This window comes from Rhodovulum visakhapatnamense, assembly GCF_004365965.1.
In the GTDB taxonomy this organism is placed as follows: domain Bacteria; phylum Pseudomonadota; class Alphaproteobacteria; order Rhodobacterales; family Rhodobacteraceae; genus Rhodovulum; species Rhodovulum visakhapatnamense.
On the sequence record NZ_SOEB01000003.1, the window covers coordinates 32,972 to 56,199 of the forward strand.

Here is a 23,228-nt window from a genome sequence, read left to right on the forward strand (position 1 = left end):
AGGCCGGGCCTGCGTTGATCCGAACCGATCGAGGACGGAGAAGAGGAAAGCGCCCCCACGCCGCTGGAGAGCGCTTTCGCATCGCAAGACGATCCGGCGAAGGCGCTCGATCCGCCGAAAGAAAGGCCGACGCCGTTGCGTTCGGTGGAGAGGTCGGGATCGCGTGGGGCGGGTTTGCCTCGATCCGGGCCTCGGCCCCGAGGTCGTCTTCGCGCTTCCCGCGCCGGGCGCCCGCGTCGCAGGCCGCAGCGGCGACGGCATGAGCGAAGACGGCAGGGCAAACGCCCTCGCCCCCGTCGAACGCCGGGGCGGTGCAGCAGCGGGGATCGGCTGAACCGCACGCGCCGGCACATCGACCGCGACAGGGATCCCGGTCGTGAGGCCGCCACCCGCCCGCCCGCCCGATCCCGTGAGCCCGAGCCCCGTTCCGCCCGTTCGACCGCGCAGACCATGCCAATGGTGCTGTCAATGGGCACGTCTCGCTGTCGGAGGTCGCGCTGTCCCCCTCGTAAAGGCGCCCCCGGCCCCCGCCATCGCCCCTCTGCGCACCGCGCCTGCGCGGCCCCCTGTCGGCCGCACCCGGGAGGCAGATCCCGTCACGGCGCGGCCGTCCGCGCCATCGACATCGCTGCGTCCCCAAACGACCGGCTGTCAGCGCCGCGCCGCCCCCCATCGCGTCCGGGCGGATGCCCCCCGATCGGCGCCCATCGCGCGGCCGTCGGTGGTGGCCTGGCCAAGATCGCCCCCGGTCTGGGTCCCGGGCAGGCCCGCTTGGCAGACGGGAGGCCCCTGAAGGCAGACCGGGTCTGGGCGCCGACCCGCAGCCCGCGGCTCTGGCCTGCGTGCGCCATTGCAGCAAGGAATTGCCTCCCGCTGCGGTCAAGCTTGGTGACAGTCCCGGCGCGGCTGTCTATAGTTTGCGCCAAAGGCCGCCAAGGCCACAACAGCATGGGGCATGAGAGCAATGTTCAAGGACAAGACCTCCCACCTGATCTCGCGGCGCGGCTTTATCGGCGCGGCCGGTGCAGCGACGACGCTGGCGGCCTGCGGCAATGGCGTGGGCAGCAGCGGCGCAAGCGAGCTCGACGCGCGGGTCGACAGCACCCGCAACTATCTTTTCGCCCATTACCCGGCGACCCGCGAGCTGTCGCAAAAGGCGCAGGGCATTCTCTGGATGCCGCTGATCACCAAGGCCGGGCTCTGGGTCGGCGGCGCCTACGGGCGCGGCGCGCTGCGCATCAACGACGTGACCGTCGATTACTATTCGGCCACGCAAGCCAGCTTCGGGCTTCAGATCGGCGCCCAGCAATATGCCCATGCGCTGTTCTTCATGACCCCCGAGGCGCTCCGGCAGTTCCGTTCGGGCTCGGGCTGGTCGGCCGGGGCCGATCTGGAATACGCGGTGACGAACGATGGCGGCATGGTCTCGGCCGATACCATCACCGCGCTCGATCCGATCATCGCCATCGTCTTCGGTCAGGCCGGGCTGATCTTCGGCGCGACGCTCGAAGGCACCAAATACACGCGCATCATCCCCTGACCCGGAACGCCGTGGAAAGGCCGGCCCGGTCCCGGGCCGCTTTCGCATGGACAGTCCCGGCCCCTCCGGGGATAGTCGCAGGGCAGCGCAAACGGAGCCGCCGATGCAGATCGCGAGTTTCAACATCAATGGCGTCAAGGCGCGGCTTCCGGCCGTGCTCGACTGGCTCGATGCGTCCTCTCCGGATGTCGCCGTGCTGCAGGAGATCAAGTCGGTCGACGAGGCCTTCCCGCGCGAGCCCTTCGAGGATCGGGGCTACAATCTGGAAACACATGGCCAGAAGGGGTTCAACGGCGTCGCGATCCTGTCGAAATCCCCGCTCGAGGACGTCCGGCGCGGGCTTCCGGGCGATGACGAGGACGCCCAGGCCCGCTGGATCGAGGCGACCGTGATGGGCCGCCGCGCGGTGCGGATCTGCGGGCTTTACCTGCCCAACGGAAATCCGGCACCGGGGCCGAAATACGACTACAAACTGGCCTGGATGGCCCGGCTGGAAACCCGCGCCCGCGAACTGCTGGCCGCCGAGGAACCGGCCGTGATGGCGGGCGACTATAACGTGATCCCGCAGGACGAGGACGCCGCCCGGCCCGAGGCCTGGGCGAAGGACGCGCTGGCCCTGCCCCGGACCCGCGCGGCGTTCCGCCGGGTGCTGAACCTCGGATTCACCGAGGCGTTCCGCGCCCGGGTGCAGGGGCCGGGCCATTATTCCTTCTGGGATTACCAGGGCGGCGCCTGGGACAGAAACGACGGCATCCGCATCGACCACATGCTGCTGACGCCGCAGGCCGCCGACCTGATGACCGACTGCCGGATCGAAACCGGGCAGCGCGCCGGCGAGAAACCCTCGGATCACGTGCCGGTCTGGATCGACCTCGACGCCTGAGCCGCGCGGCTCCCGCGCCACCCGAAGACCGACCGCCGCGGGCCCTGGCCCGCGGCCGGGCCCAAGCCCGGGCAAGCGGCTTTGCCGCGCCGTCCCGGGGGAGGGAGCGCCCCGGTCAACGCCAAGTCACCGCGGCTTCGTGACCGCAGCTTCACACCGCGGCCGCCGGCAGCGGATAGCGCGCCGCGGCATCGTAGCCGTAAAGCCAGTCGAACCGCCTGAGCGCCGCGCCCGGCGCCAGAATGCCGCCCAGCCGCAAGGCCGTCTGCGCCGCCAGCCGCAGCGGCGGAAAGCTCAGATGATAGTTCCGCGCGTTCTTGCTGGCCATCTCGACAATCCGCGCGGTGCGCGGGCGCCGCTCGGCCTGATAGGCGGCAAAGGCCACCTCGGCGGTCGGATGCCGGGCCAGGGCGGCAGCCAGTACCCAGGCATCCTCCAGCGCCATGTTGGCGCCCTGCGCCAGAAACGGCAGGGTCGGATGCGCCGCGTCGCCCAGGATCGCGGCCGGGCCGCGATACCAGCTTTCGGCCACCGGATGCCGGAACAGGCCCCAGAGATTGACGCTGTGCACCTGCTCCAGAAGGCGCGGCACCTCGCCGCCGAAATCCGCAAAGACCCGCCGCATCGCGTCCGGGTCGCCGGTCCGGTTCCAGCCTTCCTCGACCCAGGCCTCGCGCTCTTCCACCGCCACGATGTTGATCATGTCGCCGCCGCGCAGCGGGTAATGCACCAGATGCTTGCCCGGCCCCATATGCACATTGGCCACTGGCGGCACCTTGCCGCGCGCAGGCACCAGCGCGCGCCAGGCGACCTGGCCGGCAAAGCGGGGGGTGACCTGCCCGTTCAGCGCCGCGCGCACCACCGAATGCAACCCGTCGGCCCCGATCAGCAGATCGCTGCTGGCCCGCGCGCCCTGCGCCGTGATCAACTCGGCCCGGTCCCCCTCCAGCGAAAGCCCGGTCACCTCGTGCAACAGCCGGATCTGGACCCCGGCCGCGCGCGCGGCGTCGGCCAGAATGTCGATCAGATCGGCCCGATGGACGAAGAAGTAGTCCCGGGCGCCGCGCGACAGATCCAGCCGCAACACCCGCGCGCCGCGGCGATAGTCGCGCAGGACGACGGCGCTGCCCCGGCCCGACCTCGCGGCCAGCGCATTGCCAAGACCCAGCGCCCGCAGCACCGCCACCCCGTTGGGACTGACCTGCAGACCCGCGCCGACCTCGCGGATCGCGTCGGCGCGTTCCAGCACCACGACCTCGGCCCCGTGCCGCGCCAGCGCGGTTGCAACGGCGAGGCCGGCGATGCCGGCCCCGAGCACGGTGATCTTTCGGCTGCCCAGGAGCATCCGGTACCTCTTACACGCCGGCCCTGCACCGGGCCACACCTACTCCCCGTCAGTCGTCGCGATGCACCCGTTCGCGCCGCTCGTGCCGTTCCTGAGCCTCGAGGCTCAGGGTCGCGATCGGACGCGCATCGAGCCGTTTCAGCGAAATCGGCTCGCCGGTCTCCTCGCAATAGCCATATTCGCCATTGTCGATCCGCCGGAGCGCCGCGTCGATCTTGGCCACCAGCTTGCGCTGCCGATCCCGGGTCCGCAGCTCCAGCGCCCGGTCGGTCTCTTCGCTGGCACGATCCGCGATGTCGGGAATGTTGCGGCTCGAATCCTGAAGCCCCTCGAGCGTCTCGCGGCTTTCGTTCAGAAGATCGTTCTTCCAGGCAATGAGCTTGCGGCGAAAATATTCGAGCTGGCGCTCGTTCATGAACGGCTCGTCCTCGGCGGGACGATAATCGTCGGGCAAGAAAACTTCGGCTTTCATCCCTGCTCCCTCTTCTGGGCCGGGCGAAACCTGTTTCATAATCATTCTCCCCCGGCGCACCTGGGCTCGCGTGTAGCCCAATCGCCGTATCGTGTCACGAGGTTTGTGGTCCCTTACATGGCGCTTGAAGCTTTGTGAAGGGGCGCTATGGTCGCCCCCGATTTCAATGGATTGAGAGGCGGAATTGCGATGAAATTCGGGTCCACCGACGCCTATGTCGCCGCAGACGACCTGACCGTGGCCGTGAATGCCGCCGTGACGCTGGAACGGCCGCTGCTGGTCAAGGGCGAACCGGGAACCGGCAAGACCGAGCTTGCGCGCCAGGTTGCCCAATCTCTGGGCATGCCGCTCATGGAATGGCATATCAAGTCCACGACCCGGGCCCAGCAGGGGCTGTACGAATACGACGCGGTGAGTCGGCTGCGCGACAGCCAGCTGGGCGACCAACGGGTCCATGATGTCGCCAACTACATCCGCCGCGGCAAGCTCTGGCAGGCCTTCGCCGCCCCCGCAAAGGTGGTGCTGCTGATCGACGAAATCGACAAGGCGGATATCGAATTTCCGAACGACCTGCTTCAGGAACTCGACCGCATGGAGTTTCACGTCTACGAGACCGGCGAAACGGTGAAAGCAAAAGAACGGCCGGTTGTCATAATTACGTCAAACAACGAAAAGGAATTGCCCGACGCGTTTTTGCGGCGGTGTTTCTTCCACTATATCCGTTTCCCCGATCTCGACACGATGAAGAAGATCGTCGAGGTCCATCATCCGGGCATCAAGCAGGACCTGCTGCAGGCCGCACTGACCCGCTTTTACGAGATCCGCGAGACCGACGGGCTGAAGAAGCGGCCCTCGACCTCGGAAGTGCTCGACTGGCTCAAGCTGCTGCTGGCCGAGGACATGCGGCCCGAGGATCTGCGCAAGGACGGCCGCTCGGCCCTGCCCAAGCTGCATGGCGCGCTGCTGAAGAACGAACAGGACGTGCAGCTGTTCGAGCGGCTGGCCTTCATGGCGCGGCGCGGCGGCTGATCAGCGCGCCGCCAGCGCCTCGGCAAGGATCGACCTGACCAGCGCCGGATCGGCCTCCGCGGTCACGAAGGCCTCGCCGATCCCGCGCGCGAGGATGAAACGCAGCGTGCCGTCCTGCACCTTCTTGTCCTGCCCCATCAGCGCGATCAGCCCGTCCGCATCGGGCAGATCGCCCGGGATGTCGGCCAGATCCTTCTTCATTCCCATCGCGTCCAGATGCGCGCGCACCCGGCTGGGGTCTTCCTGCGCACAAAGCCCCATCCGCGCCGACAGCTCGAAGGCCAGCGCACAGCCGATGGCCACACCCTCGCCATGCAAGAGCCGGTCGGAATAGCCGGTCGCGGCCTCCAGCGCATGGCCGAAGGTGTGGCCCAGGTTCAGGAGCGCGCGGTCGCCCTGCTCGGTCTCGTCGCGCTCGACGATCCGCGCCTTGGCCTCGCAGGACCGTTTCACCGCCGCGATCCGCGCCGCGACATCGCCTGCCGCCAGCGCCGGACCCTGCCCCTCGAGCCACTCGAAGAAGGCGGCATCGCCCAGAAGCCCGTATTTCACCACCTCACCATAGCCCGCGAGGAAATCGCGCGGCGCAAGCGTGCCCAGAACGCCCGTATCGGCCAGCACCAGCGAGGGCTGGTGAAAGGCGCCGATCAGGTTCTTGCCCTGCGGCGAGTTGATGCCGGTCTTGCCCCCGACCGAACTGTCGACCTGCGCCAGCAGCGTCGTCGGCACCTGCACGAAGCGCACGCCGCGCCGCAGCACGGCGGCGGCAAAGCCCGCCAGATCGCCGATCACCCCGCCGCCGAGTGCCACCACGATATCGCGCCGCTCGACCTTTTGCTCGATCAGCCATTCGACGGCGCGGCCGAACTGCGCCCAGCATTTGGTGGCCTCGCCCGCAGGCAGGGCCAGCGCCGGCGCCTCGATATCGCCAAGACCCGCGCGGAAGGCCGCAAGATGCAGCGCGGCCACCGTCTCGTCGGTCAGGATCGCCACGCGCGGACGCCGCAACAAGGGCCCGATCTCGGCCCCGGCCCGGGCCAGCAGCCCCTCGCCGATGCGGATGTCGTACTCGCGCCCCGGCAGGGCCACATGCACCGTCTCGACCGTCGCGCTCACGCCGCCTCCATCACGTCGGGCCGGGTTTTCAGCGCCTCGATCACGCGCCCGGCCATGTCCTCGATCGAATAGCGCGGATCGGCGCGGACGGCCAGATCGGCCATCGCGTAGAACGGTCGCCGCGCATGGTAAAGCTCGGCCAGCGTGCCATAGGGGTCGGGCGTGCGCAGCAGCGGCCGGGTGTCCTTGTGCCGCACCCGCTGCCACAGCAGATCCAGATCGGCATCGAGCCAGACCGACACGCCGAGCCCCGAAATCGCGGCGCGGTTGGCCTCGCCCAGAAACGCCCCGCCGCCGGTCGACAGCACGCCCGGCGCGGCGCGCAGCAGGCGGGCAATCACCTCGGCCTCGCGGGCGCGGAAGAAGGCCTCGCCGTCGCGGGCGAAGATCTCGGGAATCGTCATCGCGGCGGCTTTCACGATCTCGGCGTCCGAATCGAGGAACGGCACCCCGAGCCGCCGCGCCAGGACCGTTCCGACCGCCGTCTTTCCCGCCCCCATCAACCCGACCAGAACCACCGTTTTCTTCAACTTCGCGCCCACCTGGGCAACCTCCCGCCACCGTCGCAGATTTCTGCCCCTGAATGGCGTGAACTCCGGAGGAATGCCAGTTATAATCGGGCAAAGGCGGAAAACGCGCGAGCAGACCGAAAAAGGCAGACCGGCATGGTGCGACTACTCAAGGCACTGGTTTTCATCATTTTCATCTCATTCGTCGGGCTGGTGGGCTTCGCCTATCTGGGCGACATGGACCCCCAACAGCAGACGGTGACGCAAAGCCTCACGCTCGATGTCGACTAGGGCGCGGGTCCCCCTGCTGCTGGCCGCTGTACTGGCGGCGGGCGCGCCCGCCTGGGCCGAGCGTCCGTTGTCGGCCATCGACTGGCTGTCGGATTCGGTGGCGGCCCCCGGCCCCAGAAAGCCCCCGGCGACGATCAGCCCCGTGCCCGGCGCCGAGCCCATCACCGTTGTGCCGCTGGGCACGACCTTGATCGACGCGGTCGGGCTTTTGCCCGCGCAGGTCACCGGATTGCCCCGCGATCTCTGGGGGCCGGGCGAGACCCAGACCATCGCGCGCGCGATAAGGGCCGAGCGCGTCGATACCCTGCCCGCGGTGCAGGAGCTGCTGGTCACGCTGCTGCTGGCCGAGCTCGACCCGCCAACGGGTGGCGGGGCCGACGGGCAGCTTTTGCTGGCGCGGCTCGACAAGCTGCTGGATCTGGGCGCGCTCGATCAGGCGCAGGCGCTGGTCGAACGCGCCGGACCGACCGCCCCGTCGCTTTTCCGGCGCTGGTTCGACATCTCGCTTCTGACCGGGCAGGAGGACCGCGCCTGTTCGGCGATGCGCGCCAATCCCGGCATCGCGCCGACCTTTCCGGTGCGGATCTTCTGCCTTGCGCGCGGCGGCGACTGGAACGCGGCGGCGCTGACGCTGGAAACCGGGCTGGCGCTTGGCTTCGTCAAGCCCGAGGAGGACGCGCTTCTGGCCCGGTTCCTCGACCCGGCCCTGGCCGAAGAGGGCGACGCGCTGCCGCTGCCGACCCGGCCCTCGCCGCTGATCTTCCGGATGCGCGAGGCGATCGGCGAGCCGTTGTCCACGACCACCCTGCCCGTCGCCTTCGCCCGCGCCGACATGCGTTCGACCGCCGGCTGGAAGGCCCGGATCGAGGCGGCCGAGCGGCTGGCCCGCACCGGGACGCTGGCCCCGAACGAATTGCTGGGGGTCTGGACCGAACGCAAGCCCGCCGCCTCCGGCGGGCTCTGGGACCGGGTCGCGGCGCTGCAGGCCTTCGACCTCGCGATCCTGTCCGGCGGGCCCGAGGCGGTGACGGATACCCTCGATGCGGCCTGGACGGCGATGGTCTCGGCCGAGCTGGAGGTCCCCTTCGCCCAGCTTTACGGGCCGCGCCTTGCCCGGATGAAGCTTGGCGGTCCGGCCGGGGCGCTGGCGTTCCGGATCGGGCTTCTGAGCGACGAATACGAAGAGATTGCCCGGACCCGCGAGCCGCAGACCAACGAAGAGGCGTTTCTGGTCGGCATCGCGCGGGGCGATCTGCAAGGTCTGCCGCCGCTTGGCTCGCTCGCCGCGGCGCTGCAGGACGGGTTCGACCAGCCCGCGCTGGGGTCCGGCCCGTCGCGGCTGATCGAGGAAAAGCGGCTGGGCGAGGCGATCCTTGCGGCCATCGACCTCGTGACCGATGGTGCGCAGGGCGACATTCTGGATGTGACGCGGGGGCTTGGGCTCTTGCGGCAGCTGGGGCTTGAGGATGTGGCGCGGCAATCGGCGCTGCAGCTGATGCTTCTGGAGCGGCGCGGATGACCCCCGATGCCGCGCGCTGGATTTCGGCCTTTCTCGAGGCCAAGGCGGCCGAACAGGACGCCACCGCCAATACCCAGCTGGCCTATGGCCGCGATCTGAAGGACTTCGCGGGCTTTCTGGACCGGCGCGGCGGCGCCTTCGAGACCGCCACTGAAACCGAGATCACCGCCTATCTGGTCGCCTGCGAGGCCGAGGGGCTGGCGCCGACGACACGGGCGCGGCGGCTGTCGGCGATCAAGCAGCTTTACCGCTTTGCCTATGAAGAGGGCTGGCGCACCGACAATCCGGCGCTGCAGATCCGCGGACCCGGCCGGGCGCGGCGATTGCCGAAGACGCTGAGCCATGACGAGGTCGAGCGGCTGATCGAGGCCGCAGGCCGCAGCCCGCACGATGCGACACGCAATGCCTGCCTGATGGAGGTGCTTTACGCCACCGGCATGCGGGTGAGCGAGCTGGTGACGCTGCCGGTGGCGGCGGCGCGGGGCGATCCGCGGATGCTGCTGGTTCGGGGCAAGGGTGGCAAGGAACGGATGGTGCCGCTGACCCCGGGGGCACGCGCCGCGCTGGCCGCCTGGATCGCCGAGCGCGACGCCGCCGAGGAGGCGGCCCGGGCCAAGGGCCTGCCCGCCAGCCGGTATCTCTTTCCCGGGCGCGGTCAGACGGGCCATCTGACGCGGCACCGCTTTTACGTGCTGATCAAGGAGCTTTCCGTGGCGGGCGGCGTCGATCCGGCCAAGGTCACGCCGCACACGCTGCGCCATGCCTTTGCCACGCATCTGCTGGCGGGCGGCGCCGATCTGCGGGCGATCCAGACGCTTCTGGGCCATGCCGATGTTTCGACGACCGAAATCTACACCCATGTGCTGGAGGACCGGCTGCGCGATCTGGTTCTGGAGCATCACCCGCTGGCGCGCGACTCCGGACCGTCTTGATCGCGGGCCGCCCTGCCCCCATAACCAGACGGACAGTCCCGAACAGAGAGACCCATGGACAGCCCCGCCACGGTCGCAGACGCGGCCCTTTTCATTTCCAGCGCCGCAATCGTCGGTCTGCTGCTGCTGTCGGCCTTCTTTTCCGGATCGGAGACCGCCCTGACCGCCGCCTCGCGCGGCAAGCTTCGCGCCCGCGCCGACAAGGGCGAACGCGGCGCCGAAACCGCGCTGACCATCACCGAGGACAACGAGCGCCTGATCGGCTCGGTGCTGCTGGGCAACAACTTCGTCAACATCCTCGCGACCTCGCTGGCGACCACGCTGTTCACCCGGCTTTTCGGCGATTCCGGCGTGGCGCTGGCGACCCTGGTGATGACGCTGGTGGTGCTGGTTTTCGCCGAGGTTCTGCCAAAGACCTATGCCATCACCAATCCCGAACTGGCCGCATCGCGGGTGTCGCCGCTGATCCGGCCGATCATCCTGATCCTGTCGCCGGTGGTCAGTGCCGTCCGTGCGCTGGTGCGCCAGATCCTCGCGCTGTTCGGGGTCAGGGCCGATCCCGACAGCCAGATCATGGCGGTCCGGGACGAGATCGCGGGCGCGCTGCAGCTGGGCCATTCCGAGGGCGTGGTCGAGAAGGAGGATCGCGACCGCATCCTCGGCGCGCTCGATCTGAGCGAACGCACGGTCGAGGAAATCATGCTGCACCGCTCGCAGATCGAGGTGATCGACGCCGACCTGCCGCCCGAGACGATCCTGATGACCTGTCTGGAAAGCTCGCACACGCGGCTGCCGATCTACAAGAACGACCCCGAGAACATCGTGGGTGTGATCCATGCCAAGGACTTGCTGCGCGCGGTCGAGCGGCTGGTGCGCGGGCCGGACGGATCGCCCGAGAAGATCTCGGAGCTTCGGGTTCTGGATGTGGCGCGCAAGCCGTATTTCGTGCCCGACACCACGACGCTTGACGACCAGATGCGGGAATTCCTGCGCCGCCACACCCATTTCGCGATGGTGGTCGACGAATATGGCGCGCTGCGCGGGTTGATCACGCTGGAGGATATCCTTGAGGAGATCGTCGGCGAGATCACCGACGAGTTCGACGTCGACAGCGAGCGCCCGCTCCGCCGGACCGAGGACGGGGCGATCCTGGTCGACGGGGCGATGACGATCCGCGACCTGAACCGGGCGATGGACTGGAGCCTGCCCGACGAGGAGGCCAACACCATCGCCGGGCTGGTCATTCACGAGGCCCAGTCGATCCCGACCCCGGGGCAGGTCTTTTCGTTCCATGGCTTCCGGTTCGAGGTGCTGCAGCGGCAGGCGAACCGGATCACCCGTCTGAAGATCCGGCCGCTCTGAGATGGCCGGGCGGGCGGGCGGCTCCCGCCCCCGGCCTGCACGGCGCCTGCGGCGCCGCTGGTCCGGCCTTGGGCCGGGCCGCGCCCAGGGGCGCGGCGCCTCCGGCGGGAGTATTTCGGCCAAGAAGAAGAGACCGGGCGCGCGTCACCGCTTGCGAAAGAGCCCGCCGAGAAGACCGCGCACCAGGCGGCGTCCTGTCGGGCCGGACAGCTCGCCGATCAGGGCCTGACCGAGGGCCGCGCCGAGGCTTTCGGCGCGGGAACCGTCGCGCGGGACAGACCGGGCCGGAGAATGCGGGCCGGAAAAGCGGCGGGCGGAGGGAGCCTCGGTCGACGCGGCGATTTCCTCGGTCCGTGCGGCCAGCATCTCGGCGGCCGAGTCGCGGTCGAGCGGGGTGTCGTAGCGGCCCGCAAGCGGCGAGGCCGCGATCAGGGCCGCGCGGGCATCGGGGTCGAGGGGGCCGAGCCGCGAGGCGGGCGGACGGATCAGGGTGCGCTGGGCGGGACCGGGCGCCCCCTTGGCATCAAGCATCGATGTGACCGCCTCGCCGGTCCCGACCTCGCGGATCGCGGTGGCGATGTCGAGCCCGGGATTGTCGCGATAGGTTTCGGCGGCGCGGGCCAGCGCGCGGCGGTCGCGTTCGGTGAAGGCACGCAGCGCGTGCTGTACCCGGTTGCCGAGCTGGCCCAGCACATCCTCGGGCAGATCGTCCGGCGACTGGGTGACGAAATAGACGCCCACGCCTTTCGAGCGGATCAGCCGCGCCACCTGTTCGATCCGGTCGACCAGCGCCTTCGGGGCGTCGTCGAACAGAAGATGCGCCTCGTCGAAAAACACGACCAGCCGGGGTTTTTCGGGGTCACCGATTTCGGGCAGCGTCTCGAAGAGCTCGGACAGAAGCCAGAGAAGCAGCGTGGCGTAAAGCCGGGGCGCGGTCATCAGCGCCTTGGCGGCGAGGATGCCGATGCGGCCGCGCCCGTCGGGGGCCGTGAGCAGCAGATCGGAAAGCTGCAAGGCCGGTTCGCCGAAGAGATGCGCGCCGCCCTGGCTTTCGAGCACCAGAAGCCGCCGCTGGATCGCGCCCACCGAGGCCGCCGAGACATGACCGTAGCGCAGCGACAGCGTCTCGGCCCGGGCGCCGACCCAGGCCAGCAGCGCGCGCAGATCCTCGAGATCGACGACCGGCAGCGCCTCGTCATCGGCGACGCGGAAGGCCAGGGTCAGCACGCCCTCCTGAACCTCGTTCAGCTCGAGCAGCCGGGACAGCAGCAGGGGACCGAGCTCGGCCACGGTGGTGCGCAGCGGATGGCCCTCGCGGCCGAAGACATCCCAGAAGGTCACCGGGAAGGCCCTGTAGCGGTAATCGCCGAGGCCGATCCGGGCGGCCCGGACGGCGAAGGCGTCATGCGGGCGGAGGGCCGGGCTTCCGGCCGCGCCGAGGCCCGAGAGATCGCCCTTGACGTCGGCCAGAAGCACCGGCACCCCGGCGGCGGAAAACCCTTCGGCCAGGATCTGCAGGGTGACGGTCTTTCCGGTCCCGGTCGCCCCGGCGATCAGCCCGTGCCGGTTGGCCTTGTCGAGCCGCAACACTTGCGGATCGGCATGGTCCGCCCCGGCGCCGCCCAGAAAGATATCGCCCGGCATTTGTAATTCTCCGCAAATTTTAGGCCGATTTGACAATACTTATTTAACTTTTGACTGTCAGGCTGCTTTCTATCCCGCTTTCCGGGCTTTTCGCTCGGGCGGGTCTTCCTCCCTGATGGACTGGCCGCATCTTCGCGATGCGGCCTTTTTTTGATCTCCCTGAGGTTGAATCGCGGCCTTTCTTTGCATGTTGACGCGTTCCGGCAAACTCCGTAGCTTCCTTTCATCAAAAAGGTCGGCCCGTCCGACAGGGAGCAAGAACAAGGGAAAAGGGTCGCGACGCGGCCCTTTTTCCATTGGTGGCGAAGCGTTGCCAGCGCCCCAGATTGCCCCCTGACAGCCGTGCGGCGCTGGTGTAGACCGGCATCGACGAGCATCCAAGAAAGGCAGGCACGACGATGCGAGAGTTTTTCGGACCCCTGGGACTGGCCATGCTGACCGCGCTGGCGGCACCGGCCCTGGCGCAGGACGCCCCGGTCCAGCCCGAATCCAGCGGAACCCCGGCCCAGGTCGACAGCACGCCGGCCGAGCAATTGCCGATGGGCCAGGCCGAGGCGCCCAAGGCGCCGCAAGCCTTCGTCAAGGAAACCTACAAGGACTGGCGCGTCGTCTGCGTCAGGGCCGACGAGCGGGAATCCTGCAACATGCAGCAATTGCTGCGCGACGCTGACAACAATGCGGTGGCCCAGGTCTCGGTCGCGCCGATGCCGCCCGCAGCCGCGCCGCGCGTCGCGGCGGTCGAGGTCGCGACGCCGCTGGAAACCCTGCTGTCCGAGGATCTGCTGGTGCAGATCGATACGAGCCAGGCCAAACGCTACCGGTTTTCCTTCTGCACGCCGCAGGCCTGCGTCGCCCGCTTTGCCCTGTCGGCCGAAGACCTTGCCGCGTTCAAGGGCGGCAAGGAAGCCAAGGTCGTGATCGTTCCGCTGGTCGCGCCCGACCAGAAGGCCAATATCACCATGTCGCTGGCGGGCTTCACCGCGGCCTTCGACGACGCGCTGTCGACGATGTCGGGCCAGAACTGACCCACGGGCCAGGTGAGAAAACACAAAGTGAGCAAACACAAACGCCGCCCCTTGGGGCGGCGTTTTTCGTCGGTGCAGCGGCGGCGTGTCAGACCCTGCGCAAGGCCAGCACGGCGTTGAGCCCGCCAAAGGCGAAGGCGTTCGACAGCACCACATCGACCTGGACCTCGCGCGCCTCGTTCGGCACGACATCGAGCGCGCATTCCGGGTCGGGCTCTTCATAGCCCACGGTCGGCGCAATGACCCCCTCGCGCAGCGCCATGATGCAGGCCAGCAACTCGACCGCGCCGGTGCCGCCGATCAGGTGGCCATGCATCGACTTGGTCGAGGACATCATCAGCCGGTCGGCATGGGCGCCGAAGACATCGGCCACCGCCGCGCATTCCGTCTTGTCATTGGCCGCGGTGCCGGTGCCATGGGCGTTGATATAGCCCACATCGGCGGGCGCGAGCCGCGCGTCGCGCAACGCCCCGGCAATCGCCCGGGCCGCGCCCTGGCGCGAGGGCATCACGATGTCGGAGGCGTCCGAGGTCATGGCAAAGCCGATCACCTCGGCCAGGATCTCGGCGCCGCGGGCCGTCGCATGCTCGTATTCCTCGAAGACGAAGACCGCCGCGCCCTCGCCCTGCACCATGCCGTTGCGGTTGGCGCTGAACGGGCGGCAGGCGTCTTTCGACATGACCCTGAGGCCTTCCCAGGCCTTGATGCCGCCAAAGCACAGCATGGATTCCGACCCGCCGGTGACCATCACCCGGGACATGCCCGACCGGATCATCTGAAAGGCCTGCCCCATCGCGTGGTTCGACGAGGCGCAGGCGGTGGCCACGGTAAAGCTCGGGCCCTTCAGATTGTAGGCCATCGAGACGTGGCTGGCGGCCGCGTTGTTCATCAGCTTCGGCACGACGAAGGGATGGACGCGGTTCTTGCCCTCTTCGTAGACCGACCGGTAATTCTCGTCGAGCGTGTTCATGCCGCCGCCCGAGGTGCCCAGCACGACCCCCGCCTCTTCCGACAGCTCGTCGGAAAAGGTCAGCCCGGCCTGCCCCACCGCCTGCCGCGCGGCCAGCAGGGTGAACTGGGTGAACCGGTCGTAAAGCGCGATCTGCTGGCGATTGAAATGCGCCTCGGGGTCATAGCCCCGGACCTGACCGCCGATCCGGATCGACAGCCGGTCGAGGTCCTGAATGTCGAGTTCGCCGATGCCGCAGCGGCCCTCGCGGAAGGCCGCCAGCGTCTCGGGCACCGAATGGCCAAGCGCGTTGATCGTGCCCTGGCCGGTGATTACGACGCGCTTCATGCGTGCTTTTCGGCGACCAGGCTTTCGACGGCCGTCACGATGGCCGCCACCGAGGAAATGTCGAATTCGCTTTCGGTGGGTTCGTTGGCGTTGAACGGCACCTGGATATCGAAGGCTTCCTCGATCGCGAAGATCGATTCGACCAGGCCGAGGCTGTCGATCCCCAGATCTTCCAGCGTCGACTCCATCTTCACGTCCGAAGGCTCCAGCACCGCCTGTTCGGCGATGATCTCGATGACCTTGTCCTTGACGTTCTCAGACATGAAAAGCCTTTCTGCCCCTGAATCAGCGTCGGTTTAGTCTCTCTCGGCCAGCTTTGAAACCGCTTTTTGCAGCGCGGCGACCTGCGCGAAAAGACGCGGCAGCCGCCGCAGCCCCTTGTAGGCCTCGATATGGGTTTCCATCCGCATCGCGGGGTAGCCCAGCAGCACCCGGCCGGCCGGCGCGTTCGAGAAGATCTTGGTCGCGCCGCCCGCGATCACGTCGTCGCCGACGAAGATGTTGTCGTTCACGCCGACCTGTCCGGCCAGCACCACGCGGTTGCCGATCCGGGCCGATCCGGCGACGCCCACCAGCCCGCAGAGCAGACAGTCTTCGCCGATCTGCACGTTGTGGCCGACCTGCACGAGATTGTCGATCTTGGTTCCCGAACCGACCTGCGTGTCGCGGATCGTGCCGCGGTCGATGGTCGAATTGGCCCCCAGCTCGACATCGTTGCCGATGGTGACCGCACCCAGCGAATGGATCCGGGTATAATGCTGCTGGCGCGAGGACCCGGTATCGCCCAGCGTCTCGCGGACCGCCTCGACCGCCGATTTCTCGGGCGTGACGAAGGAAAAGCCGTCGCCGCCGACCGTGGCGCCGGGCTGGGCGATGAAGCGGTCGCCGATCCTGACCCGGGCGCAGATCCGCACGCCGTACATCAGCAGCGCGTCATCGCCGATCCGGGCGTCCTCGGCCACGACCGCATGCGCCGCGATCCGGGCATTGGCCCCGATCCGCGCCCGCGCGCCGATCACCGCATAAGGGCCGATCGCGGCCCCTGCCCCGATCATCGCGGTGGGATCGACGACCGCCGTCGGATGGATGCCCGTCGCGATCTCGGGGCCCGGGTCCATCATCCGGGTCAGGCCCGCCATCGCAAGGCGCGCGCGCGGCGCGAAGATCGCGGCCTTCAGCCCCATCGCCTGCCAGTCGGCGCCGGCCCAGAGCAGCGCCGCCTGCGCCGCGCCCTCGGCCAGACCGCCCGCATATTTCGGGTCCATCGCCAGCGCCAGGTCCTGCGGACCGGCCGTCGCCGGTTCGGCCGCGCCGGTCACCCTGACGTCGAGATCGCCCTCGGCGGGGGCGCCGAGGGCGGTTGCGATCTCCTGGATCGTGAAGCTCATGCCAATCTCCTGCCCGGTTGGCCGGAGCGTGCCGCGCGGCCGCCCCTGCCGGTTCTGGGCCGAGATCTAGCCCTGAACCTCCGGAAGCGCCACCCCGGCGGCCTGCAGCGCGTCGAAAATGGCGGCATCGCGCCCGTAGACATCGCGGCGATACTGCATCCGCCCCTTGGGCTCGCCCATCGCGGTGCGGTAGATCAGATGCACCGGCAGCGGATGTTCCAGATCGACACGGGTTTCCCGGCCGCTGTTCAGCTTGGCCGCGAAGAACCCCTTGGGATCGTCGGTCTGGGTCGCGAGCAACGCATAGGCGAAGTCGTAGGGGTCGCTGAGCCGGATGCAGCCATGGCTGAAGGCCCGGGTCTCGCGGTTGAACAGCGACTTCGACGGCGTGTCGTGCAGATAGATGTTGTAGGGGTTCGGGAACATGAACTTCACCCGCCCCAGCGCATTGCCGTTCGAGGGCGGCTGCTTGAGGTCGAAGGGGAAGTTCGAGGCGGTGTACTGGGTGAAATCGACCGCCGCGCGGGTGACCACGCGCCCGGCCCCGTCGACCAGCATCAGATGGCCCGCGGCATTGGGGTTGTTCTGGAACTGCGGCAGGTATTCGCGCACCGCGATCGAGCGCGGCACGTTCCAGGTCGGATTGACCACCATATGGTCCATCACGTCCGAGAATTCGGGCGTGCGATGGTCGTGGGCGTTCTGGCCGACGACCGACCGGGTCTCGAACACGACCTCGCCCTTGTCGACGATCCGGGCATGATAATCGGTGATGTTGACCAGCACATGCTTGTCGCCGCGGGCATTGCCAAGCCAGCGCTCGCGCTCCATCGCGACGAGGACCGAGCGCAGCCGGCGCTCCGGCGGCACGTCGAGTTCCTGCACCGTGCTCGGCCCGGCGACGCCGTCGGCGGTCAGACCGTGGTCGAACTGGAAGGCCTGAACCGCCTTCTGCAGCGTCGCGTCATAGGTCTGGGTCGCGGTGCGCGGCAGGTAGCCCATCGCGATCAGCCGGTTTCTGAGCGCGATGACGCGCGGGCCGGACTGGCCGGATTCGATCTTGCCGCCGCCGACCTCGGGGCCCCAGCCGCCCGCGGCGATCAGCCGTTCAAGGCGGATCTTCTCGCGCATCAGCCGGGCATATTCCGGGCTTTGCGGCGACAGCCCCCGCAGATAGGCCAGCGGCGAGGGCGCTGCAGCCAGGCCCTCGATCAGCGTCGCGGGCGCGGGCCGGTCGACCTTGCGCTTGATCTCGGACAGCACGGCGCCGGGCGTCAGCACGCCCCGGCTGGCATCATGGGCATAGTCCAGATACATCCGCATCGCCGCGACCTCGGCGCGGCCGATGGCGCGCTGGGTCCGGGCCTCGCGGAAGGTCTCGACCAGGCGATCGGCATCGTAGCGCGCGGCGGGCAGGCCCTGTTCGGAGGCCTCGCCCAGAACGGTCACAAGCGCGCTTCGCCGGGCCGCGGCATCGGCCGAGGTCCAGAACGGGGCATAGTCCCGGTCCCGATAAAACGCCGCAATGGCATCGTTTTGTACCGCAGCCGCGGCCACCGCCTGTTTGAAAGCTGTCAGTTCCGTCTCGGCATGCGCCGGGGCCGCAAACCCGAAGCAGGCGGCGACGAGACCGGCAAAGGCGGCCCCGCGGAGGTGGGACAAAGGCATTAAGTCATTCCCGTTCAGATAGTTCCAGTCGCGCGAACGGAACCAACAATCGGTCAATTGCCGCTCGCTGTCCACTGCTATTAGACAGCGTTGCGTCAACGCCGGGTTAACCGTGGCGGTTCCGCCCTATCGGAGCGAAATGGCCGAGAACGCTCGTTAAGTGAGCAAGATCTTGCCACTTTTGGATGCGCCGGACGGCCGAGCCGAATCCAAACTTGGCCCGGTCTTTGAGTTGTGAGATAGGGTGACAGGGCGCCGGAGACGGGCTCGATCAAAAAAAACGCCGCGAAAACGCGGTATTGGATCGACTGGGGCAGGCGGAGATAACATGACGACACCCACATACTGCTTGACGCGCCGTGGCGTGCTGGCGGCGTTCGCGGCGACGACCGTGGCGGCTGCACCCACCTATTCGAACGCCTTCGGCCTGATGCGCGGCGCCGGCGATGTCCGGCGCGTCCGGATGTATTCCGGCCGGACCGGCGAAAATATCGACACGGTCTACTGGATCGATGGCGAGTACATCGGCGAGGTCGTGAAGGAGATCAACCATTTCATGCGCGACTGGCGCACGGATTCGGCGATCTCGATGGATTTGCGCAATCTCGACATCCTCGCGGCCGCGCACAGCCTGATGGACGTGCGCGAACCCTACATGCTGTTGTCGGGCTACCGCACCCCCGAGACCAATGCGATGCTGCGCTCGCGCTCGTCGGGCGTGGCCAAGAATTCCCTGCACATGAAGGGTCAGGCCGCCGATATCCGGCTGAAAAGCCGGTCGGTCGACCAGATCGCGCGTGCCGCCAGCGCCTGCCATGCGGGCGGCGTCGGGCGCTATTCGCGCTCGGACTTCGTGCACATGGATTGCGGTCCGGTGCGCAGCTGGGGCCGCTGAGGCCTCGCAGGGCATGACCTGCCGGACTACGACGGGCGCCCGATCCGGACGCCCGGGACGAGGATGCGGCCAGTGCAGCCGCCGGATGCGGTTCGGGCGTTCCGCAATCCGGGCGATGCACCAGAAGGCTGCCGCTTTCGTCCCAAGGGGTATGCTTGCCGCCCCGGCCATCGCGCCCGTCCCTGTCCTTCCCAACGCTGTCCCGGCCCGGCCGGTTCTGTTTCAACGCAGACCGCCGCGTCCGGTTCCCGAGTCGTCCCGCCGCCCCCGATCCGGTCCCCGGGCGGACCGCGGCCCGGTCTCCGACCGCCCCGGTTGGCCTCCGGTCCGGGGGCGAGGCAGAGGGTCGCAGCCCGCCGCCGGGTGGAAAAGCCGTTCCATATGTGATGTCTATGGAGCAGGGGTGGGCGCTGACACAAAAGTTTCAAATGACTTTCCCCTTGCCGGTCCGCTAACGGACGGCGCGTTGGCGGCCTGGCGCCGCCGGTATTCTGACCCCGAAAGGAGATGTCGATGAAGATTGCGGTTCTTGGCGGCGATGGGTTCTGCGGCTGGCCGACCTCGCTGCACCTGTCCAACCTCGGTCACGAGATTCACATCATCGACAACCTCAGCCGGCGCTGGATCGACACCGAGCTGGGCGTGCAGTCGCTGACGCCGATGGACTCGATCCAGGAACGCTGCCGAATCTGGAAGGAAACCTCGGGCGAGCAGATCCATTTCCACCTGATCGACCTCGCCAAGGAATATTACCGCCTGCGCGACTGGCTGTCGGAAAACCGCCCCGACGCGGTGATCCATTTCGCCGAGCAGCGCGCCGCGCCCTATTCGATGATCTCTGACCGCCACAAGATCTACACCGTCGACAACAACATCAACGCCACCCACAACCTGCTGGTGGCGATGGTCGAGACCGGGCTCGACGCGCATCTGGTGCATCTGGGCACGATGGGGGTCTATGGCTATTCGACGGTCGGCGCGCCGATCCCCGAGGGCTATCTGGACGTCTCGATCGACACGCCCGGCGGGTCCAAGGGGATGGAGATCCTGTATCCGACCCGGCCCGGCTCGGTCTATCACATGACCAAGTCGCTCGATCAGATCCTGTTCCAGTTCTACGCCCAGAACGACGGGGTGCGGGTCACCGACCTGCATCAGGGCATCGTCTGGGGCACCAATACCGACCAGACCAAACGCCATCCGCAGCTGGTGAACCGGTTCGACTATGACGGCGATTACGGCACCGTTCTGAACCGCTTCCTGGCCCAGGCCGCCATCGACTATCCGCTGACCGTGCATGGCACCGGCGGGCAGACCCGCGCCTTCATCCATATCCAGGACACCGTGCGCTGCATCGAGCTGGCGCTGAAGGATGCCCCCGCCAAGGGCGAGCGGGTCAAGATCTTCAACCAGATGACCGAAACCCACCGGGTCCGCGATCTGGCCGAGCTGGTGGCCAAGATGACCGGCGCCAGGATCGCCTATCTGCCGAACCCCCGCAAGGAAGCCCCCGAGAACGAGCTGATCGTGAAAAACGACAACTTCCTCGGCCTCGGGCTCGACCCGATCACCCTGCAGGAGGGCCTGCTGGAAGAGGTGGTCGAGATCGCGAAGAAATTCGCCCACCGGGTCGACCGCAAGCGCGTGCCCTGCGTCTCGGCCTGGACCCGCGATCTGGCCAGCCGGGTCGAGCGCGATCCGGAAGGCAAGCGGCTGAAATCGGTCTCGTGAGCGACGGTCTCAGGCCCGCCCGTCCGGCGGGCGGCCCCGATGCCTATGTCACCCTGGTCACCAACGCCGATTTCGCGCTGGGGGCCAGGGCGCTGGTCCGGTCCCTGGCGCTGTCGGGGACCGGCGCCGATATCTGCGTCCTGCATACCGGCGGCGTGGACGCGGCCAGCCTCGCGCCGCTCGCCGATCTGGGTGCGCGGCTGGTCGAAACCGACCTGCTGCCCACCTCGGCCGCCTTCAACGCGGCCCATGCCCGCGACAGGCTGCACCGCGAGGCGCCCTTCACCAAGGGCGAGAAACCGGCCTTTCACACGCCTTTGGACAATTTCTGCAAGCTGCGCCTTTGGCAGCTCGACTACGACCGTGTGGTCTTTCTCGATGCCGACACGCTGGTCCTGCAGAATATCGACCGGCTCTTCGACTATCCCGAATTCTGCGCGGCCCCGAACGTCTATGAAAGCCTCGCCGATTTCCACCGGATGAATTCGGGCGTCTTTACCGCGCGCCCCTCGCAGGCGACCTTCGCGGCGATGATGGACCGGCTCGATGCGCCGGGCGCCTTCTGGCGCCGGACCGACCAGACCTTCCTGCAGGAGTTTTTCCCCGACTGGCACGGGCTGCCGGTCTTCTGCAACATGCTGCAATATGTGTGGTTCACCCTGCCGGACCTCTGGTCCTGGCCCGAGATCCGCGTGCTGCATTTCCAGTATGAAAAGCCCTGGCAGGACCATGCCAAGGCCGATCGCCTCAAGCCGCTGATCGACCTCTGGCGCGCCTATGCCGAGGGCACCACCATCCCCGATCCCGCCACCCTGCCCGGACCGGCCGCGCCATGAGCCTTGCCGTCACCGGCGCGACCGGCCTTGTCGGGCGCTTCTTCGTCGAAGAGGCGCTGGCCCGGGGCGAGCCGGTCACGATCCTCGGCCGCACCCCGCCGCCGCCGGGGTTTTTCTCGGCCCCGACAGGCTTTCGCCCCTATGCGCTGGGCGACCGTCCCGACCTCTCCAACCTCGACGCGCTCGTTCATTGCGCCTTCGCCCATCTGCCCGGCCGCTATCGGGGCGGCGAGGGCGGCGATCCGGCGGGCTTCACGGCCGCCAATCTCGACGGTTCGATCGCGCTTTTCGAGACGGCGCGCGCGGCCGGGCTCCGCCACCTCGTCTTTCTCTCAAGCCGGGCGGTCTACGGCCATTACCCGCCCGGCACCGCGCTGACGGAACCGCTGACGCCCTATCCCGACACGCTGTACGGCGAGGTGAAGGCCCGGGCCGAAACCGCGCTCCTGTCGCTTGCCACCGACAGCTTCGCCCCGGTCGCCCTGCGCGCCACCGGCGTCTACGGACCCGCAGGCCCCGGCCGCCCCCATAAATGGCAGACGCTCTTCGACGATTTCCGCCAGGGCCGCCCCATCGCGCCCCGCCGCGGCACCGAGGTCCATGGCGCGGATCTGGCCGCCGCCGCCCGGCTGCTGCGCGACGCGGGCGCGCGCGGGGTCTTCAACGTCTCGGATATCCTGCTCGACCGCCATGACCTCCTGGCGCTGGTCGCCGAGGCCGAGGGCATTCCCCATCCGCTGCCACCCCGCTCGGACGCGGCTGTCAGCGCCATGCGCTGCGACCGCCTTGCGGCCTTCGGCTGGACGCCCGGCGGGCTGGCCCGGCTTACGGCAACCATCCCTGCGCTTTGCCGCCCCTGCCCGGCCAACTGATCCCCACAGCCCCGGCCTGCCTCTTCTTCTTGGCAAAAATACCCATGACAAGGGTCTGCCATCCCTCTCCGCCGCCCGGGGATGGACCCCCGGCGCTGCGTCCCTACATATTCCTCAAACCGTCATCAGTGAGGATTTCCGAACCATGATCGACATTACCGAAGAAACCGCCGAAGGCCTTCTCGAAATCCGGGCGACCGGGCGCGTCACCGAACAGGATTACGAAACCGTCCTGATCCCCGCCGTCACAAGGGCACGCGACTGGGGGGTGCCGGTGCGGCTCCTCTACCAGATCGGCCCCGATTTCGACGGCTATTCCCCCGGCGCGCTGCTGGCCGATGCCCGGCTGGGCCTGAAGCACTGGCGCGGCTTCGAGAAGATCGCCGTCGTCACCGACAATGACAAGATCGAGGCCGGGGTGCGGATGTTCGGCTTTACCCTGCCCTGCCCGGTCCGCACCTTCGATCTCGACAAGCGCGACGAGGCGCGGCTCTGGCTGCGCGAATCCCTCGGGGCGCTGCATGTCGAGGAAATCGGCGAGGACGCGCTCGAGGTGCAGCTGATCGGCCGGCTCGACAGTGCCTCCTACAAGGCCCGCACCCCCGATCTCGACGCCTATGGCGCGGCCCATGACCGTTATCGCCTGATGGTGGACCTGCGCCGCTTCGAGGGCTGGCAGGGTCCGGCGGCGGTGGGCGAGCATCTGGGCCTGATCCGCCATCACCGCCGCCAGCCCTACCGGATCGCGGTGGTCGGCGACAAGTCCTGGATGAAGCTTGCGGAAACCGTCCTGCCGATGGTGCTGGACGCCAAGACCAAGTATTTCGACGAGGACGACTATCCCGCCGCCCGGGCCTGGCTGCTGGCCTGACCG

The 23,228-nt window shown here is 68.1% G+C and carries 22 protein-coding genes; 13 read left to right on the forward strand and 9 right to left on the reverse strand.

Annotated features, from left to right (window positions below):
• Window positions 1-955 precede the first annotated feature (955 nt).
• Both EV657_RS03500 and xth read left to right on the forward strand, forming a co-directional pair.
• Window positions 956-1,540 (forward strand): lipid-binding SYLF domain-containing protein, encoded by a 585-nt coding sequence (locus tag EV657_RS03500; protein ID WP_237400484.1) that lies wholly within the window; start codon window positions 956-958, stop codon window positions 1,538-1,540.
• Between the two features lie 103 nt (window positions 1,541-1,643).
• Window positions 1,644-2,423, forward strand: a complete 780-nt coding sequence (xth, locus tag EV657_RS03505; RefSeq protein ID WP_075786001.1) for an exodeoxyribonuclease III — start codon at window positions 1,644-1,646, stop codon at window positions 2,421-2,423.
• Between the two features lie 151 nt (window positions 2,424-2,574).
• Here the strand turns inward: xth and EV657_RS03510 are convergent, their stop codons facing one another.
• Complete coding sequence (locus EV657_RS03510; protein WP_113669843.1) at window positions 2,575-3,768, reverse strand: FAD-dependent monooxygenase; 1,194 nt, start codon at window positions 3,766-3,768, stop codon at window positions 2,575-2,577.
• A gap of 49 nt (window positions 3,769-3,817) precedes the next feature.
• Complete coding sequence (gene dksA, locus EV657_RS03515) at window positions 3,818-4,240, reverse strand: RNA polymerase-binding protein DksA (RefSeq protein WP_075786003.1); 423 nt, start codon at window positions 4,238-4,240, stop codon at window positions 3,818-3,820.
• A gap of 189 nt (window positions 4,241-4,429) precedes the next feature.
• Here dksA and EV657_RS03520 point away from each other — a divergent pair, with 189 nt between their 5' ends.
• The gene (locus EV657_RS03520; protein WP_134077148.1) at window positions 4,430-5,269 is read left to right on the forward strand and encodes an AAA family ATPase; all 840 of its coding nucleotides are present in this window, start codon (window positions 4,430-4,432) and stop codon (window positions 5,267-5,269) included.
• On the opposite strand, the gene aroB is transcribed toward EV657_RS03520, so the two are convergent.
• Both aroB and EV657_RS03530 read right to left on the reverse strand, forming a co-directional pair.
• Complete coding sequence (gene aroB / locus EV657_RS03525) at window positions 5,270-6,385, reverse strand: 3-dehydroquinate synthase (RefSeq protein ID WP_075786005.1); 1,116 nt, start codon at window positions 6,383-6,385, stop codon at window positions 5,270-5,272.
• Window positions 6,382-6,927, reverse strand: a complete 546-nt coding sequence (locus tag EV657_RS03530; RefSeq protein ID WP_113669845.1) for a shikimate kinase — start codon at window positions 6,925-6,927, stop codon at window positions 6,382-6,384. The genes aroB and EV657_RS03530 overlap by 4 nt, the downstream gene beginning before the upstream one ends.
• Window positions 6,928-7,050: 123 nt before the next feature.
• On the opposite strand from EV657_RS03530, the gene EV657_RS22470 reads away from it, so the two are divergent.
• The 4 genes from EV657_RS22470 to EV657_RS03545 are packed head-to-tail and all read left to right on the forward strand — an operon-like array spanning window position 7,051 to window position 10,998.
• The gene (locus EV657_RS22470) at window positions 7,051-7,185 is read left to right on the forward strand and encodes a hypothetical protein (protein ID WP_256359773.1); all 135 of its coding nucleotides are present in this window, start codon (window positions 7,051-7,053) and stop codon (window positions 7,183-7,185) included.
• A complete protein-coding gene (locus EV657_RS03535) occupies window positions 7,175-8,704 on the forward strand; it encodes a hypothetical protein (RefSeq protein WP_134077149.1) in 1,530 nt (509 codons plus the stop codon). The genes EV657_RS22470 and EV657_RS03535 overlap by 11 nt, the downstream gene beginning before the upstream one ends.
• On the forward strand, window positions 8,701-9,636 hold the full coding sequence (locus tag EV657_RS03540) for a tyrosine recombinase (protein WP_134077150.1): 936 nt from the start codon (window positions 8,701-8,703) through the stop codon (window positions 9,634-9,636). Before EV657_RS03535 ends, EV657_RS03540 begins: the two co-directional genes overlap by 4 nt.
• 54 nt (window positions 9,637-9,690) lie before the next feature.
• The gene (locus EV657_RS03545) at window positions 9,691-10,998 is read left to right on the forward strand and encodes an HlyC/CorC family transporter (protein WP_134077151.1); all 1,308 of its coding nucleotides are present in this window, start codon (window positions 9,691-9,693) and stop codon (window positions 10,996-10,998) included.
• A gap of 144 nt (window positions 10,999-11,142) precedes the next feature.
• Here the strand turns inward: EV657_RS03545 and EV657_RS03550 are convergent, their stop codons facing one another.
• Window positions 11,143-12,642, reverse strand: coding sequence for a helicase HerA-like domain-containing protein (locus EV657_RS03550; RefSeq protein WP_134077152.1), 1,500 nt, complete (start codon window positions 12,640-12,642; stop codon window positions 11,143-11,145).
• Between the two features lie 398 nt (window positions 12,643-13,040).
• On the opposite strand from EV657_RS03550, the gene EV657_RS03555 reads away from it, so the two are divergent.
• Window positions 13,041-13,667, forward strand: coding sequence for an invasion associated locus B family protein (locus tag EV657_RS03555; protein ID WP_075786011.1), 627 nt, complete (start codon window positions 13,041-13,043; stop codon window positions 13,665-13,667).
• 88 nt (window positions 13,668-13,755) lie between these two features.
• On the opposite strand, the gene EV657_RS03560 is transcribed toward EV657_RS03555, so the two are convergent.
• From EV657_RS03560 to EV657_RS03575, 4 genes are all read right to left on the reverse strand, one after another.
• A complete protein-coding gene (locus tag EV657_RS03560) occupies window positions 13,756-14,964 on the reverse strand; it encodes a beta-ketoacyl-[acyl-carrier-protein] synthase family protein (RefSeq protein WP_075786012.1) in 1,209 nt (402 codons plus the stop codon).
• Complete coding sequence (locus EV657_RS03565; protein ID WP_075786013.1) at window positions 14,961-15,227, reverse strand: acyl carrier protein; 267 nt, start codon at window positions 15,225-15,227, stop codon at window positions 14,961-14,963. The genes EV657_RS03560 and EV657_RS03565 overlap by 4 nt, the downstream gene beginning before the upstream one ends.
• 33 nt (window positions 15,228-15,260) lie before the next feature.
• Complete coding sequence (lpxD, locus tag EV657_RS03570) at window positions 15,261-16,352, reverse strand: UDP-3-O-(3-hydroxymyristoyl)glucosamine N-acyltransferase (RefSeq protein ID WP_134077153.1); 1,092 nt, start codon at window positions 16,350-16,352, stop codon at window positions 15,261-15,263.
• Window positions 16,353-16,418: 66 nt separating this feature from the next.
• Complete coding sequence (locus EV657_RS03575) at window positions 16,419-18,020, reverse strand: L,D-transpeptidase family protein (protein WP_134077154.1); 1,602 nt, start codon at window positions 18,018-18,020, stop codon at window positions 16,419-16,421.
• 328 nt (window positions 18,021-18,348) lie between these two features.
• Here EV657_RS03575 and mepK point away from each other — a divergent pair, with 328 nt between their 5' ends.
• The 5 genes from mepK to EV657_RS03600 all read left to right on the forward strand — a co-directional run bounded on the left by mepK (window position 18,349) and on the right by EV657_RS03600 (window position 23,225).
• Window positions 18,349-18,915 carry a peptidoglycan L,D-endopeptidase MepK gene (gene mepK, locus EV657_RS03580; protein WP_075786016.1) on the forward strand — a complete coding sequence of 189 codons (567 nt, stop codon included), beginning with the start codon at window positions 18,349-18,351 and terminating at the stop codon, window positions 18,913-18,915.
• Between the two features lie 513 nt (window positions 18,916-19,428).
• A complete protein-coding gene (locus EV657_RS03585; protein ID WP_134077155.1) occupies window positions 19,429-20,646 on the forward strand; it encodes an NAD-dependent epimerase/dehydratase family protein in 1,218 nt (405 codons plus the stop codon).
• Window positions 20,643-21,482, forward strand: coding sequence for a glycosyltransferase (locus tag EV657_RS03590; RefSeq protein WP_134077156.1), 840 nt, complete (start codon window positions 20,643-20,645; stop codon window positions 21,480-21,482). Before EV657_RS03585 ends, EV657_RS03590 begins: the two co-directional genes overlap by 4 nt.
• Complete coding sequence (locus EV657_RS03595) at window positions 21,479-22,354, forward strand: NAD-dependent epimerase/dehydratase family protein (protein WP_134077157.1); 876 nt, start codon at window positions 21,479-21,481, stop codon at window positions 22,352-22,354. Before EV657_RS03590 ends, EV657_RS03595 begins: the two co-directional genes overlap by 4 nt.
• Window positions 22,355-22,499: 145 nt before the next feature.
• Window positions 22,500-23,225, forward strand: a complete 726-nt coding sequence (locus tag EV657_RS03600; protein ID WP_075786019.1) for a SpoIIAA family protein — start codon at window positions 22,500-22,502, stop codon at window positions 23,223-23,225.
• Window positions 23,226-23,228: the final 3 nt, after the last annotated feature.